The 14,997-nt window shown below is 62.3% G+C and carries 9 protein-coding genes, 2 tRNA genes and 1 pseudogene; 5 read left to right on the forward strand and 7 right to left on the reverse strand.

Annotated elements, in window-relative coordinates; all coding sequences use genetic code 11:
- Positions 1-94: 94 nt before the first annotated feature.
- Complete coding sequence (locus NRS07_RS00180; protein ID WP_259209860.1) at positions 95-1,957, reverse strand: phosphoenolpyruvate carboxykinase (GTP); 1,863 nt, start codon at positions 1,955-1,957, stop codon at positions 95-97.
- Positions 1,958-2,292: 335 nt separating this feature from the next.
- On the opposite strand from NRS07_RS00180, the gene NRS07_RS00185 reads away from it, so the two are divergent.
- Positions 2,293-3,285, forward strand: coding sequence for a D-2-hydroxyacid dehydrogenase family protein (locus NRS07_RS00185; protein WP_259209861.1), 993 nt, complete (start codon positions 2,293-2,295; stop codon positions 3,283-3,285).
- Positions 3,286-3,324: 39 nt separating this feature from the next.
- Here NRS07_RS00185 and NRS07_RS00190 read toward each other — a convergent pair whose 3' ends face one another.
- Complete coding sequence (locus NRS07_RS00190; protein ID WP_259209862.1) at positions 3,325-4,080, reverse strand: L-asparaginase; 756 nt, start codon at positions 4,078-4,080, stop codon at positions 3,325-3,327.
- A gap of 146 nt (positions 4,081-4,226) precedes the next feature.
- Here NRS07_RS00190 and NRS07_RS00195 point away from each other — a divergent pair, with 146 nt between their 5' ends.
- Entirely contained in the window at positions 4,227-4,712 is a 486-nt protein-coding gene (locus tag NRS07_RS00195; protein WP_259209863.1) for an asparaginase, read from the forward strand.
- A gap of 20 nt (positions 4,713-4,732) precedes the next feature.
- Here NRS07_RS00195 and NRS07_RS00200 read toward each other — a convergent pair whose 3' ends face one another.
- The 5 genes from NRS07_RS00200 to NRS07_RS00220 form a co-directional block, all read right to left on the reverse strand.
- Positions 4,733-5,629 carry a recombination-associated protein RdgC gene (locus NRS07_RS00200; protein ID WP_259209864.1) on the reverse strand — a complete coding sequence of 299 codons (897 nt, stop codon included), beginning with the start codon at positions 5,627-5,629 and terminating at the stop codon, positions 4,733-4,735.
- Positions 5,630-5,704: 75 nt separating this feature from the next.
- Positions 5,705-6,811, reverse strand: coding sequence for a DNA polymerase IV (gene dinB, locus NRS07_RS00205; protein ID WP_259213407.1), 1,107 nt, complete (start codon positions 6,809-6,811; stop codon positions 5,705-5,707).
- A 172-nt stretch (positions 6,812-6,983) separates the two neighbouring features.
- Positions 6,984-8,768 carry a S8 family serine peptidase gene (locus tag NRS07_RS00210; protein WP_259209865.1) on the reverse strand — a complete coding sequence of 595 codons (1,785 nt, stop codon included), beginning with the start codon at positions 8,766-8,768 and terminating at the stop codon, positions 6,984-6,986.
- 360 nt (positions 8,769-9,128) lie between these two features.
- Positions 9,129-11,348, reverse strand: coding sequence for a TonB-dependent receptor (locus NRS07_RS00215; protein ID WP_259209866.1), 2,220 nt, complete (start codon positions 11,346-11,348; stop codon positions 9,129-9,131).
- A gap of 197 nt (positions 11,349-11,545) precedes the next feature.
- Complete coding sequence (locus tag NRS07_RS00220) at positions 11,546-12,817, reverse strand: glycerate kinase (RefSeq protein WP_259209867.1); 1,272 nt, start codon at positions 12,815-12,817, stop codon at positions 11,546-11,548.
- A 187-nt stretch (positions 12,818-13,004) separates the two neighbouring features.
- Between NRS07_RS00220 and NRS07_RS00225 the strand changes: the two genes are divergently transcribed.
- From NRS07_RS00225 to NRS07_RS00235, 3 genes and pseudogenes are all read left to right on the forward strand, one after another.
- A tRNA-Val gene (locus NRS07_RS00225) sits at positions 13,005-13,080 on the forward strand.
- A 37-nt stretch (positions 13,081-13,117) separates the two neighbouring features.
- Positions 13,118-13,194 (forward strand) — tRNA-Asp (locus tag NRS07_RS00230).
- Positions 13,195-13,858: 664 nt separating this feature from the next.
- Positions 13,859-14,959, forward strand: a pseudogene (locus NRS07_RS00235) (type VI secretion system Vgr family protein); the annotation flags it as partial.
- Positions 14,960-14,997: the final 38 nt, after the last annotated feature.

Genomic DNA, 14,997 nt, shown 5'->3' on the forward strand with positions numbered 1-14,997 from the left:
GGGAAGCGCCAGCTTGACTCCAAGAAAGCTTTAAAAAACAACAGGGGCGGCGCCCGCCGGCGCCGCCCCTGTCTGTGCACGCTGTCAGCCTGGCTCAGGCGCCCAGCTGCTGCTCCAGCCTGGCCTTGGTATCCACCAGCTCCTGGGGCAGACGGTAGGCCAGCTTATCGAAGAGCTCGCTATGGAGCTTCAGCTCCTCGGTCCAGGCATCCTTGTCGATCGAAGTGATCTGCTCGAACTGCTGTTCGGTGAAGTCGATGCCGTTCCAGTTCAGGTCGCCGTACGACGGCGAGCTGCCGAACAGGTGCGCGTTGCCGGCCGGGACGCTGTTGTCGGCACGGTCGAGGATCCACTTGAGCACGCGCATGTTGTCGCCATAACCCGGCCAGACGAAGCTGCCCTGCTCGTCGGTGCGGAACCAGTTGACGCAGAAAATCTTTGGCGCAACACCCTTGGCTTCGATTTTCTTGCCAAGGTCGAGCCAGTGCTGGAAGTAGTCGCTCATGTTGTAGCCGATGAAAGGCAGCATCGCGAACGGGTCGCGGCGCACCACACCCATCTGGCCGGCAGCGGCGGCGGTGGTTTCCGAGCCCATGGTCGCGGCCATGTAGACGCCTTCGACCCAGTTGTTAGCTTCGGTTACCAGCGGCACCGTGGTCGAGCGGCGGCCGCCGAAGATGAAGGCCGAGATCGGCACGCCAGCCGGGTCGTCCCAGGCCGGGTCGATCACCGGGTTCTGGGTGGCGGCCACGGTAAAGCGCGCGTTCGGGTGAGCGGCCTTGGTGCCAAGCGCCGGGGTCCAGTCCTTGCCCTGCCAGTCGATCAGGTGCGCAGGCAGCTCTTTGGTCATGCCTTCCCACCACACGTCGCCGTCGTCGGTCAGCGCCACGTTGGTGAAGATAACATTCTCGCGCAGCGATGCCATGCAGTTCGGATTGGTCTTGTCATTGGTGCCCGGGGCCACGCCGAAGTAGCCGGCTTCCGGATTGATCGCCACCAGCTGACCATCCGGGCCCGGCTTGATCCAGGCGATGTCGTCGCCAATGGTCGTGACTTTCCAGCCATCGAAGGCCTGGGGTGGGATGAGCATGGCGAAATTGGTCTTGCCGCAAGCCGAAGGGAAAGCGGCGGCGACGTATTTTTTGTCGCCCTTTGGCGATTCGACGCCCAGGATCAGCATATGCTCGGCCAGCCAGCCAGTGCCGCCAGCCTGTGCTTCCTGGTAGCCCATGTTCGATGCAATGCGCAGCGCGAAACACTTCTTGCCCAGCAGCGCGTTGCCGCCGTAGCCGGAGCCGAACGACCAAATTTCGCGCGTTTCCGGATAATGGACAATGTATTTGGTGGGGTTGCACGGCCACGGCACGTCTTTCTGGCCGGCGCCCAACGGCATGCCGACCGAATGGATGCAAGGCACGAACTCCCCGTCTTGGCCCAGGACATCGTAGACGGCCTTGCCCATGCGCGTCATGATGCGCATGTTAACCGCGACATAGGGCGAATCGGACAGCTCGACCCCGATGTGGGCGATTGGCGACCCCAGCGGGCCCATCGAGAACGGCACCACGTACAGCGTGCGGCCAGCCATGCAGCCGTCGAACAGGCCGTTGAGGGTACGGCGCATCTCGGCCGGTTCCATCCAGTTGTTCGTAGGACCGGCCTGCTCTTTAGTCGCGGCGCAGATATAGGTACGGTCTTCGACGCGGGCGACATCGGTAGGATCAGACCAGGCCAGATAGGAGTTCGGGCGTTTTGCCGGGTTCAGCTTCTTCATCGTGCCGGCATCGACCATCTGGGCACACAAGCGGTCGTACTCTTCTTCGGAACCGTCGCACCAATAGATGCTGTCAGGCTTGGTCAGGGCGGCAATATCGGCCACCCAATTGATGAGCTTTTGGTGTTTGATGTAAGCTGGAACGTTCAAAGCGGCGACGCCGCCCATCACGGGCTGGTTCATAGTTACCTCCGATGCCAATTAAGAATACTGTGCGTCCCGGATTGACGACTCTCTGTCTGGCCGTGCCCAGGTGGCATGACGCTCGATGGGAGCGCGGCGCTGACAGCGGTCGTGTCGGCAGCCTCTTGGGCAAGCCGGGAACTTTGCTGCTGGGACAACACAAACGTGTCATCCCCTCAATTAATTGGCCGATTGTACACCTCTAAAACAACGATTCGGACGCTGTTACTACAAAAAAGTAGCCAATAATGTCCGACTAATGTAGTAGGCTATTTCCCATCTTTTTGGAACCTGTTATTTCGCTACGCGATAAACCTTAAACGGAAGAAACTCCAATGCGTATAGCTGTTCTCGACGATTACCAGGATGCGGTGCGCGCTCTGGCTTGCTTTCGCCTTCTCGACGGCCACGAAGTCAAGGTGTTCACCCATCCAACCCGGGGAGTCGGTCAATTGGCGGTGCGCCTGGCGCCTTTTGACGCGCTGGTGCTGATCCGCGAGCGCACCGCATTCCCGGCGGCCTTGCTGGCCAGGTTGCCCAACTTGAAACTAATCTCGCAGACCGGCAAGGTCAGCGGGCATATCGACGTTGCCGCGGCGTCCGAGCACGGCATCGTGATCACCGAAGGAATCGGTTCGCCGGTGGCGCCGTCCGAGCTGACCTGGGCGCTGATCATGGCGGCCAGCCGCAAGATCGTGCCATATGCGAACAATCTGAAAGATGGCTTGTGGCAGACCGCCTCGAGCAACCCGGTACTGAACGGCCTGGGCCGCTCGCTGCGGGGGCGTACGCTTGCGATCTGGGGCTATGGCAAGATCGGGCGGCTCGTGGCGGGCTATGCACGCGCCTTCGGGATGCGGGTACTGGTCTGGGGAAGCGAGGCCAGCCGTCAAGCGGCCGTGGCCGACGGGTACGACGCGGCGCCATCGCGCGAGGCCATGTTTGCGCAAGCAGACGTGTTGACGCTGCACCTGCGGCTGCTTGAGTCGACCCGCGGCATCGTCAAGGCAGACGACCTGGCACGCATGAAGCCGGATGCACTGTTCGTCAACACGAGTCGGGCGGAACTGGTCGACGAAGGCGCGCTGGAGCAAAGCCTGCGCGCCGGCCGGCCGGGTCATGCGGCGCTCGACGTGTTTGCCAGCGAACCGCTGCGTGCCGACTCGCCTCTGCTGCGCATTCCCACCGTATTGGCTACGCCGCACCTGGGGTATGTGGAGCAGGACAGTTACGAGATCTATTTCCAGGCGGCGTTTGACAATGTGCTGAGGTTTGCGCAGGGGCAGCCGGATAACGTGCTCAATCCAGAGGCGGTGGGCAGGCGCTAGGTTGTGCAACGCTAGGTTTGTGCCGCTAAGTTCGTGCAGCTAACGCAGCGCCGGCTCGCCAGTGAGATTGACTTTCGGCGCCGGCAGCGCATGCCGGCCCGACCACAAGCCGGCCCAGCCCGGTGGCCAGCCGATTTCCGGCCCGGCATACGGTGGCAAGCCGGCCCGCACCGGAATCACGGGCACCGGCGGCGCGTCGATCAAGCCTGCGCCCGGCGGGCGTTCGATGTTGAGGCTGTACATATAGCCCGGCAGCAGCGCCTCGCAGGCCTGCGCGAACCAGGTCGTATGGTCTTCGTCGCGGCCCAGGGCCTGCGCCAATCCCTGCGGGTCGAATTTTGCCAGCGCATGGATCAGCTCGTCGGTGGTGGCGCCAGGCAGGTCGCCCCAGCCCATCACTGGGTTATTGTTGTACTCCGCCCCCGATCCATACCAGCCTTCGCGCCAGGTGCGCTGCATCCAGTTGCGCGGACCGGTAAACAGATGCCAGCGCCAGTGCAGGCCCGAGGGCTTGGGCCACGAATACAGGTAGAGCTTCTGGTAGCCCGCCTCGTGCAACGCGCGCACCATGTCCATCAGGCGCGCATGCGGCATGCGGTCAGGCGGGGCGCGGCGGAACAGGATCGCTTCGCCGTCGGCATGCTGCACTTCGTCGGTCGACAGGTTCAGGTCGAGGGTGCGCGCTTCGTCACCGAAACGCGCGGAAATCCAGCCGGTCAGCAGGTTGACGTGGGTGATCACGCCATAGCCGCGATGGCGGTGGAAGATAACGGTGCCCGGTGCAACGGTTTTCATGGACTCAGTTCTACATCTGGTGGAAAGAAAGAGCGAGCGAAGATGCTACTCAACCGATCCAACCGATTCTAGCGCAGCCGCCCTTCGAACCACTACGGTTTGCGGCTATCATTACCCACCTTTTTTCAGTACGTGGACAAATCAACATGACCTTGCGCATCATCGCTACCGGCGGCACTTTCGACAAACACTATAACGAACTCAATGGCGTGCTCGGCTTTGCAGAAAGCCACTTGCCGGCCGTGATTGCCCGCTCACGCATGACGGTTCCAGTCGAGCTCGACATACTGCCGCTGCTCGACTCACTCGACATGCAAGACCCGGACCGGCAGCGCGTTCTGGCTTCATGCCAGGCAGCGCCTGAACAGGCCATCGTCATCATCCACGGCACCGACACCATGCGCGACACCGCCGCGGTACTGGGCGCCGCCGGGCTCGGCCAGACCATCGTGCTGACCGGTGCCATGATCCCCTACGAGATCGCCAACTCGGACGCACTGTTCAATCTCGGCTTCGCCTGCGGCGTGGCGCAGGTCTTGCCGGCTGGTGTGTATGTGGCGATGAACGGACAGGTCTTCCCGTGGGATAACGTTACCAAGAACCGCGCCGAAGGCGTGTTCCAGCAGCTGTAGTTAACAGCGCTGGGAACCGATCACGCCTTCGCTTCCCCACCCAGCGCTTCGACCACGTCTGCCATCATCTTGGCCAGCTCGCCCGTCATCAGCATGATGTCGTTATCGAAGCGCTCATCGTCGCTATAGGTCGCGGCTTCGCCCTCCTTGATGACGTCGAGCGGCTTGATGCCCTTGATCGCCAGCGCTTCGGTCAGCACAAAGCTGATCCGGTCGGTCCAGGTCATGGCCAGGCGGGTGCACTGCTTGCCGGCGGCGATGTGGCGGCGAATATCGTCCGGTTCCAGCGTGTGCTTCACATAGCGTACGGCCGCGCGGCTTTCGCCGGTGGCGCGCAGTTCGGTGTCCTGGTCGATCGTGAAGCCGTACGGCGCTTCGTCCGCTTCCAGCCAGCCGGTCATCACTGCCACCGGCGAGCGCTGCACGCGCAGCGACTCCAGCGGCATGCGGTCGACCGCCTTGAGCAACAGCTTGATGACGTCATCCGCCTTCGATGGGCTGGCCGCATCGACCACCAGCCAGCCATTGACCGGGTCGATCCAGACCCAGACGTTGCTACGGATTGAAAACGCGCGCGGCAGCAGTTCGTCGGCAACGCGCTCTTTCAGTTCCTTCATGGCCTTCTTACCTGGCGGGAAGCCCTGCTGCTCTTCCATCTCTGCGGCCCTGGCCTTGGCGACCTGGTTGATGACCGACGATGGCAGCAACTTTTTCTCGGACCCGAGCATCATCAGCATCTGCTTGTTGACGACGTGGACCAGCTTGCCGTTGGCGCGCGGCGAATCCCAGCCCTGGCGCAGCAATTCGTTGCTGCTTGCAGGAGCAAACGCCTGCGACTGCAGCGCTTCTTCCATCTGTTCTGGGGTAAATGCCCATGGGGCGGGCAGGCGATATATCTGGAGATTCTTGAACCACATGGCTGTTATCCGATTGTTTCAGTATTTCAAGGGAACGACATTCTACGCTGCCCTTGCGGGCAGCGAGTACGAGAATTATGCAGTTGACGCGTCGTCAACAATACGGGCGATGGCCTCTGGCGCGGTGTCGTCGAACAGCCGCAATTGCTCGACCACCTCGGTATCGCCCAGGCGCACGCCAACGCCCAACAGGCGCACCGGACGGCTGGCGCGGGCCCAGCCGGTTTCCATCAGGCGCGCATAAGTCGGGATATGTGGCGCATAGCCAACACACTCGACCGTGGTCTGCTGGAAGTCCGAAAACTTGATCTTCACGAACAGCTTGTTGACGAATTTTTCCGCCTTGTTGCGCTTGATGCGACCCAACAGGTGCTGGTGCAGCTCCGGCAGCAGCGCCAGGCAGGCGGCCAGGTCGGGCACGTCGGGCGTGTAGGTTTCTTCGGTACTGATCGATTTACGCTCGCGCGAGGTGTTAACTTCGCGCACGTCGATACCGCGGCTCAAGTCATATAAACGGGCGCCGAAGCTGCCGAAATGCTCTTGCAACCGGTCGATGCTCCAGCTGCGCATGTCGGCGCAGGTCTGCAAACCCAGCCGGTGCATCTTGTCGGCCGTGACCTTGCCCACGCCATGCAGTTTCTTTACCGGTAGCGCCGCTACGAAGGCATCCACTTCTTCCGGGCGGACCAGGAACAGGCCATCGGGCTTGTTCCAGTCGCTGGCGATCTTGGCGACGAACTTGTTCGGCGCCACGCCGGCCGAGGCGGTAATGCCGACGGTGTCGACGATGCGCTGCCGGATTTCCTGTGCAATCAGGGTGGCGCTGCCCTTGCAGCGGGTCGCATTGCTCACGTCCAGGTAGGCTTCGTCGAGCGAGAGCGGCTCGACCAGCTCGGTGTAGTCGCGATAGATGTCCATGATCTGGGTCGAGGCCAGGCGGTACTTGTCCATGGCCGGGGCAATCACGAGCAGGTCCGGGCACAGCTTCATGGCCTGGGCCGTGGCCATAGCCGAATGGATACCGAAGCGGCGCGCCTCGTAGTTGCAGGTGGCAACGACGCCGCGCTGGTCCGCACGGCCGCCCACCGCGAGCGGGCGTCCGCGTAGCGACGGGTCATCGCGCATCTCGACCGATGCGTAGAAGCAGTCGCAGTCACAGTGGATAATTTTACGGGGCGAAATGGTCACACGACAGGGTCAACTACTGTAATTGCATACAGTATCAAGCGAAAATGGATTTTGCGCAATACGCAGTACAGCCAAACACCGCGCACGAAAAAAAACGCGCGGCAAGCCGCGCGTTCCCGGATGAAACCAGCGCAGGGGAGCCGCGCCGGTTCGCCGATCGAAACGATTACCAGGTCATTTTCAGCGTGTACTTGCCGTTGACCGAACCGGTGCCACCGCTGTAGTACACCACACGCACGTAACGGGCAAAGGTGCTGGTGCCAGTGTTGGTGGTGCTGTAGCTGTCCACGGCGCCCGCGCCGTTCTCGCTCTTGCCCAGCAGCGTGCCGGCACTGTTGTACACGTACAGATCGTAGTCGATCGTCGCCGAGCCCGGCGTCAGGACCGAGTTCAGGGTCTTGCCAGCAGGCAGGTCAACACGGAAATAATCGGTGTCGGTCGTGCTGCTCAGGTCGCCAGTCATGGTGGTGCCGCTGACAGCAACCAGGTCGGCGGTGCCGGTGGTGTTGTTCGACTCGGTTTCAGCCACGGTCGGGCCTGGCGGCGGCGTGGTGCCCAAGGCTGCATCCACAGCCGCGGTAGCGTCCACGATACCGGTGCCGCAACCCGAACAGGTTCCAGGGAAGGCGCGGGCAGTCGACTTGAGCATGCTCTCGACGTCATCCACGGTCAGGGTTGGCTTGGCAGCAAACATCAGCGCGGCGACACCAGCCACGTGCGGGGTTGCCATCGAGGTGCCCTGGTAGCCTGCGTAGTTATCCGAACCTGGCGCGCTGGTACCCGTGTTGAGGGTCGAAAGCACGCTGAAGCTGCCGTCGCCGCCTGGGGCTGCGACGTCGACCAGGGTGCCGTAGTTCGAGTACGACGCCCGTGCGCCGGTCTTGCCGGTGGCCGCCACGGCGATGACGCCGGAGCAGTTCGCCGGGTTGGCGTTGCTGACGTTCATGTTGTCGTTACCAGCTGCCACCACCACGACCGAGCCGCGCGAACGGGCGCCATTGATGGCGGTCTGGGTGGTGGTATCGCAGGCACCGCTACCGCCCAGCGACAGGTTCAGCACCTTGGCCTTGTTGGCATTGGCCGGCACGCCCGAGACGGTGCCACCCGACGACCAGGTGATTGCATCGGCGATGTCCGACGTGTAGCCGCCGCACTTGCCCAGCACGCGCACCGGGACGAGCTTGGCGTTGTAAGCAACACCGGCGACGCCCAGGCTGTTGTTGGTCTTGGCGGCTACGGTGCCGGCCACGTGGGTGCCGTGCCAGCTCGAATTCGATGCAGGCGAACCCACGCCGCATTCGCCTGCCGCGACCCAGTCGCCGGGATCGGTCGGATCGCTGTCGCGGCCGTTGCCGTCGTTGCCGATGGCTGCGGTGCTGATGAAGTCATAGCCGGCCAGCTGCTGGCCGCTCAGGTCGGCATGCGGACGCGAGCCGGTGTCGATCACCGCGACCACCACGCCGGTGCCGGTGGACTTGTCCCAGGCGGTCGGCAGGCGCAGGCCGCCGGTAGCATCGGTGTAATGCCACTGCTGCGAATACATCGGGTCATTCGCCGTGGCCATGTGCGTCATGATGCGGTCCGGCTCGGCGTATTCGATGGCAGGATCGCGCGCCATCATTTCGGCAGCCAGTGCCTGCACTTCTTTCAGGCCCTTGCGGCCATTGAGCTTGAACACGCGGGCGCCGGTGGAGATTGCATGGCTTTCGCTGACCAGCATGCCGAACTGCTGTCCGGCGCGGTCGAGCTTGGCCTTGCGGTCGGCACCCAGCGCAGCCTTGCGTGCTTGGCCCTTGTTGTCAGGAACGGCGTCCTTGTACTTCACGATGATACGGTCAGTCTCGAGGATGAACTTCTGCTCGGCCGCACCAGCCATGGAGGCGGCGAAGGCGAGCGAAACTGCGGCACAGATCTTCAACATTGCAGGATGAATCGAATGCGATTGCTTCATGTTTCTTCCTTTTTTTGTATAGTTTTCCGTCAAGCGAAATGAACCTCGCCCGTGTCGTTGGTATAACCGGCGTCTTGCAAATAACCGGTGCCGTCTGAACGCGGCGAAAACCAGCGTATCGCGAAAGGAAGAGGTCGTGCGTGACAATTCGATACAATTTCAGCGGATAAACAACACTCCGGCAAAATAATGCTGATGAAAAATTCTTTCTTCGGCAAAAGATCCGAAATGGCAAATAAAATATGGCACTAATTCGTTGACAATTTTGAAAATATGTTTCCCATAGAAAAAGGGCCGCGCATTTGCGCGGCCCTTTTTCATCATGATTTCCAGGGCGCGCAACGCGCCCACGGTGGAAATTTAGAAATTACCCTTAAACTGCATTCCCCACTGGCGTGGCTCGTTGGTAAAGCCGGTCAGGTTGTTGAAGTCGATCCCGCCGGTGACGCGGCGCTGGTCGAGCACGTTGCGGCCGAAGGCCGCCACTTCATACTTGCCACCGCCAAAGATATAGCCCAGACGCACGCCGCCTTCGGTCAGGGGTGCACCGGTGAACTCGGTCGATTCGTACAAGAAGAAATTGATCTTGCTGCGATACGACCAGTCGGTGAAGAAGTACAGTTCGCCGTCGCGGAATGGCACGCCATAGCGCGCGGTGGCGTTGACGGACCAGCGCGGCGCTTGCGGCAGTGCATTGCCATCGATGACGACTCGGCCGGCTGCGTTGAGCGGATCGAGCACGGTGCACTGCGCGCACTTGTTGACCGACAGGCTGCCGTCGCGGATCTGGGTGTAGTTGTAGCTCGCGCCTGCACTTACGCGCAGGGCGGTGCTCAGCGCCGCTTCAAAGTCGAACTCGGCGCCCTTGCCCTTGGTCTTGTCGGCATTGATCAGGCGGTTGACGTTCGAATTGCCGCCGACCACGGTCAGCTGCTGGTCCTTGACGGTGAAGTCATAGATCGAGAACGAGGTGCGCGCACGGCGCTCGAACAGGTCGGCCTTGACGCCCAGTTCCACCGAGGTGATGGTTTCCGAATCGGCGACCGTGATCGGCACCGCTGCCGACGCGGCCGCGATACTCGGCGCGCGGAAGCCGGTAGCGACGCGGCCATACACGTTGACGTCGTTGTTGAGCTTGTAGGTCGCCGACAGGTCCCAGTTGGTCTTGTCCTGGGCGGTGTTGACCGAACGCGGGCCGATCTGCACGACATTGGTCGCTTCGATGGTGCGGAACTGTTTCTCGTCCTTGGTATAACGCACGCCGCCACGAACGGTCCAGTTCGGGTTGATGGCGTAGTTCAGCGAGGCAAACACGGCCCAGGCTTCGTTGGTCTGGTTGCTGACCAGGCGCGAGGTGCGGGCGCCGGCATCGTTGAAGTTGTCGCTGCCGCCGGTCGCGTCTTCGTCGAAGAAGTAGACGCCGGTCTGCCAGTTGAGCGGGCCGGTGTTCTTCGACTCGATGCGGAATTCCTGGCTGAACTGATCGAGGTTGCTGATATAGCCGCCGGTCTGGACCTGGAACGGAATGAAGCCCGGGCCGGTTGGGGTACCGCCGTCGATGTCGCCGCGGCTGAAGTAGTCGCTGACGTGCTCGTAACCGGTGATCGAGAAGACGCGGAAGTCTTCCAGGTCCCAGCTCAGTCGCATGCTGGCGCCGTTGCTGTTAAGGCGCTGGAAGTTCTCGGCATTGGTGACGATCTTGTCGAGCTCATAGCCCGGCGCGACCTTGTTGCTGCCCTTTTGCATCAGGTTCGCACGGAACAGGCGTGCGCTGCCCTTGGTGTGGCGCTGGTGGACATTGAACAGCGCATTGAAGCTGCTGTCCGGGCTGAACAGCACCTGGATGCGCTCGGCGTGTTCATTGTAGCCGTCGAGCTGGCCGCGCTTCTGGGTCATTGCCACGTCGCCGAAATGGTCGATGTGGTCATCACGGTGCTGGCCAGTGGCCGACACGCGCATGGCCCACTTCTCGCCCAGCGGCACATTGACGGCGCCGTCGGCGTTCATCGTGTAGTGGGTCGCGGCCGACAGGTTGTAGTAACCCTCGACCTTGCCCAGCTTCGGACGCTCGGATTCGAACTTGACCACGCCGGCCGGGGTGTTGCGGCCGAACAGCGTGCCCTGCGGGCCGCGCAGCACTTCGACACTGGCCAGGTCGAAGATCGGGAAACCCTTCAGGATCGGATTTTCCTGCACGACGTCGTCATAGACCAGCGAGACCGGCTGCGAGGCGAAGGTATTGAAATCGGTATTGCCGTAGCCGCGGATATAAAAGCGCGGGAAGGTACGGCCGTTCGAGGATTCGACGTTCAGACTCGGCACCTTGCCGGCCAGCAGGCGGATATCTTCGCCGCCGGAGACCAGCACGTCGAGCTTTTCGCCCTTGAGCGCAGTGACGGACACCGGAACTTCGCGGATGTTTTCAGTGCGGCGCTGCGCGGTTACTGTGACGGTTTGCAGTTCTGGCGCCTGGGACGACGGCGTAGTCTGGGCCTGGACCGGCATCGCGGCGGCGGCCAGCGCGAGCGCGGCGCCGTGGGCGCCGAGTACGCGCTGGTGCATCTTGGACATCTTAATCATGGAGTTTTTTCCTAACGATTGATAAAAGAACCGATGTCCCCGTTCTTTTTCGACGCCGCTTTCGGCAGCGCGAGCGGATATGTCCCGCCCCCGGCAATCGCACCTTGGTGGTGTCTTGAGCTTGCCGACTTGTAAAGGCGGTATTGTCAGTGATCGAAAGGCGCCCTAGCAAGCGAATTGCTGAGCTTTAGCGCTTCTTACAACACTTGCGCCTCAATCACGATGGCGCGCAGGTCGTTGACGTTGGTGCGGCTCGGGCCGGTCACCACCAGTTGGCCGAGCGCACTGAAAAAGCCGTAGCCGTCGTTGTCGAGCAGGCGCACCCGTGCTTCCAGGCCCATCGCGCGGGCGCGCGCCAGCGTACCGGGCGCCAGCCAGGCGCCGGCATTGTCCTCGGTGCCGTCGATGCCGTCGGTATCCACAGCCAGGGCATGCACGCCAGGCAAGCCGTCGAGGGCCACCGCCAGCGCCAGCAGGAACTCGGCATTGCGCCCTCCCCGCCCACGCCCGCGCACGGTCACGGTGGTTTCGCCGCCCGACAGGATCACGCAGGGGGCGCGCATGGGTTGTCCATGGGAGACCACCTGGCGCGCGATACTGGCGTGGACCAGCGCGACCTCGCGCGCCTCGCCTTCCATGCTCGAAGACAGGATCAATGGCGTGTAGCCGGCCGCGCGCGCAGTGTCGGCCGCCGCATCGAGTGCCTGCTGGGCAGTGACGATGACCCGGGTGGCGTTGCGCGCCAGCCGCGGGTCGTCCGGGCGCGGCGCAGCCAGCGACGGATCGGCCAGCACCCCACGCACCGCGCCGGAAGCAGCAATGCCGTACTTGTCGAGGATTGCGAGCGCATCCAGGCCAGTACTGCCATCGGGCACAGTCGGTCCCGACGCCACCACGGCCGGGTCGTCGCCCGGCACGTCGGACACGACCAGTGTCACCACGCGCGCCGGATAGCAAGCCAGCGCCAGCCTCCCACCCTTGATGCCGGAGAGGTGGCGCCGCACGCAGTTCATCTCGCCGATCGGTGCCCCGCTGCGTAGCAATTCACGGTTCAGGGCGCGCTTGTCGTCGACGCCGATGCCCGGCGCCGGCAGCGACAGCAGCGCCGAGCCGCCGCCAGATACCAGGAACAGCACCAGGTCGTCCGGCCCGAGGCTACTGGCCAGCGCCAGCATGCGGCGCGCCGCTTCTTCGCCGGCCGCGTCCGGCACCGGGTGGCCCGCTTCGATCACCTCGATCTGGCGGGTCGGCGCACCATGGCCGTAGCGCGTGACCACCAGGCCGCTCAACTCGCCCTGCCAGGCATGCTCGACCGCCTCGGCCATGCGCGCTGCCGCCTTGCCCGCACCCAGCACCAGCGTGCGCCCGGCAGGCGGTGGCGGCAGATGCTGCGCGACCAGGTGATAGGGGTCGGCCGCCACCATTGCAGCGTCGAACAGGTGCTCCAGCAGCGGGTGCGCAGAGATCATCGGGCAGCCTCTTGACAGGGTAAGCCACGATCTTTGCACAAAAGCCAGAAGTCCGCGTAAAAACACCAGGCGGCCCCCGCTTTAATTATTTTTCGAAAAACCCTTGCATACCCCGAATTGCAGCCTCTATAATTCGGGCCTCTTCGGACGCAATGACAAGCGTCAGACAGAAACCTCTGGAGAATACGGGCGCTTAGCTCAGTTGGTAGAGCGCATCCCTTACACGGATTAGGTCGGGAGTTCGAGCCTCTCAGCGCCCACCAAAATTCAGAGGCGATCGAAGTAACGATCAGATTAAACGGAGCGGTAGTTCAGTTGGTTAGAATACCGGCCTGTCACGCCGGGGGTCGCGGGTTCGAGTCCCGTCCGCTCCGCCAGCTACAAAGCAAAAGGATCCTTCGGGGTCCTTTTGCTTTTTATAGGTACAAAAAGGGTTCCCCCTGCGGGGAACCCGGCTTGGGATTCGAAGGGATTGCCTTGCAAGGCAATCCGCGGCCCGCGGCACGTGGGCGAGTCCCGTCCGCTCCGCCAGCTACAAAGCAAAAGGATCCTTCGGGGTCCTTTTGCTTTTATAGGTACAAAAAGGGTTCCCCCTGCGGCGAACCCGGCTTGGGATTCGAAGGGATTGCCTTGCAAGGCAATCCGCGGCCCACGGCCCGCGGCACGTGGGCGAGTCCCGTCCGCTGCGCCAGCTACAAAGCAAAAGGATCCTTCGGGGTCCTTTTGCTTTTATAGGTACAAAAAGGGTTCCCCCTGCGGGAATCCGGCTTGGGACTCGAAGGGATTGCCTTGCAAGGCAATCCGCGGCCCGCGGCACGTGGGCGAGTCCCGTCCGCTCCGCCAGCTACAAAGCAAAAGGATCCTTCGGGGTCCTTTTGCTTTTGACGACGAGCATCGCCGTGCCGTCGCCAGGCCGTAAGTGCGGCCCAAGCATGAGATTGTTCAGCGTCAAGTTGATCGTCGTTTCAGGTACGTACCATTGATTTTTGGAACGTACCAGAAACCGATATCACAGGCGCATGCTACGCTCAGGGAGCTCGAATGAATCTCAAGGATCTGCTCCACGGGGCGTCTGGCTTGACCGAGGCGAATCGCCCCATTCGCTTACGGCTTTACCAAGAGAAGGGCGTGCTCGACGACGCCCTGCTGGTCAAGCGAGTCACGGGTAGCGAAACCCTGTGCGGCGGGCTGGAATATCGTCTTCTGTGTGTATCGGGGCGCGCAGACCTCCCCTTGAAGCAGCTCATCGCTTTACCCGTTGAGCTGCAGTTTGTTACGGACCGCGGCAACATGCGCGTGGTGCACGGCATCGTCGCGCAAGCTGCTGCCGGCCAGAGCGATGGTGGCTTGGCGACCTTTGAGCTGGTGCTGCGCGATGCATTGGCGCTGATGGAGCAGCGTACCAATACCCGGGTCTTGCGCAACATGAACGAACTGGACATCACTCGGGTCTTCGTGGACGAGTGGCGCCGGAACAATCCGGTACTGGCCAGGTCATTCGACATGGACTGGTCGCAGGTGAAAGGCAGCTTCCCGGCCCGCGAATTCACCATGCAGCATAACGAGTCCGATGCCGACTTTCTACGCCGCTTGTGGAGGCGGCGCGGCATCACGTGGTTCGTGCGGCCAGGGCTCGCCAGCCAATCACAGGGAAAGGACATGCCGGGACACACTTTGGTGCTGTTCAACGACGGATTCACGCTGGCGCAAAACGCCGCCGGCGTGGTGCGCTACCACCGGGACGACGGCACCGAACAAACCGATACCATCTTTGCGTGGAGCCCGGTACGCAAGCTCGTCCCGGGTAACCTCAACCGTCTTAGCTGGGACTACCGGCAGGGCCGGCCGATGACCGTCAACAGGCCGGCATGTATCGACCAGGGCGCTGCCGGCAACCGTTTCGCGCTCGGCCTCGATGACTACCTGATCGACGGGCCGCATGCTGGGGAGGACGGCGACGATTACCGCGCGCTTGGCGAACTGCGCATGAAGCGTCATGAGTACGAATCCAAGTGCTTTTATGGCGAAGGAAGTGTGCGCGCGCTTCGTGTCGGAGAATGGATCGCCTTGAGCGGCCATCTGGATATCGACACCCACTTGCCGCAGGACCGGGAATTTGTCATCACGCGCCTGGAGGTCGATGCAGAGAACAACCTGCCGAAGACACTCGACGATCGGAT

The organism is Massilia sp. H6 (assembly GCF_024802625.1).
Taxonomy (GTDB): domain Bacteria; phylum Pseudomonadota; class Gammaproteobacteria; order Burkholderiales; family Burkholderiaceae_D; genus Telluria.

Bases quoted from the DNA above. Each gene is read 5' to 3' on its own strand.
- NRS07_RS00185 (WP_259209861.1), top strand. From the start codon at position 2,293: ATGCGTATAGCTGTTCTCGACGATTACCAGGATGCGGTGCGCGCTCTG.
- NRS07_RS00180 (WP_259209860.1), bottom strand. From the start codon at position 1,957: ATGAACCAGCCCGTGATGGGCGGCGTCGCCGCTTTGAACGTTCCAGCT.
- NRS07_RS00195 (WP_259209863.1), top strand. From the start codon at position 4,227: ATGACCTTGCGCATCATCGCTACCGGCGGCACTTTCGACAAACACTAT.
- NRS07_RS00190 (WP_259209862.1), bottom strand. From the start codon at position 4,080: ATGAAAACCGTTGCACCGGGCACCGTTATCTTCCACCGCCATCGCGGC.
- NRS07_RS00220 (WP_259209867.1), bottom strand. From the start codon at position 12,817: ATGATCTCTGCGCACCCGCTGCTGGAGCACCTGTTCGACGCTGCAATG.
- NRS07_RS00215 (WP_259209866.1), bottom strand. From the start codon at position 11,348: ATGATTAAGATGTCCAAGATGCACCAGCGCGTACTCGGCGCCCACGGC.
- NRS07_RS00200 (WP_259209864.1), bottom strand. From the start codon at position 5,629: ATGTGGTTCAAGAATCTCCAGATATATCGCCTGCCCGCCCCATGGGCA.
- NRS07_RS00210 (WP_259209865.1), bottom strand. From the start codon at position 8,768: ATGAAGCAATCGCATTCGATTCATCCTGCAATGTTGAAGATCTGTGCC.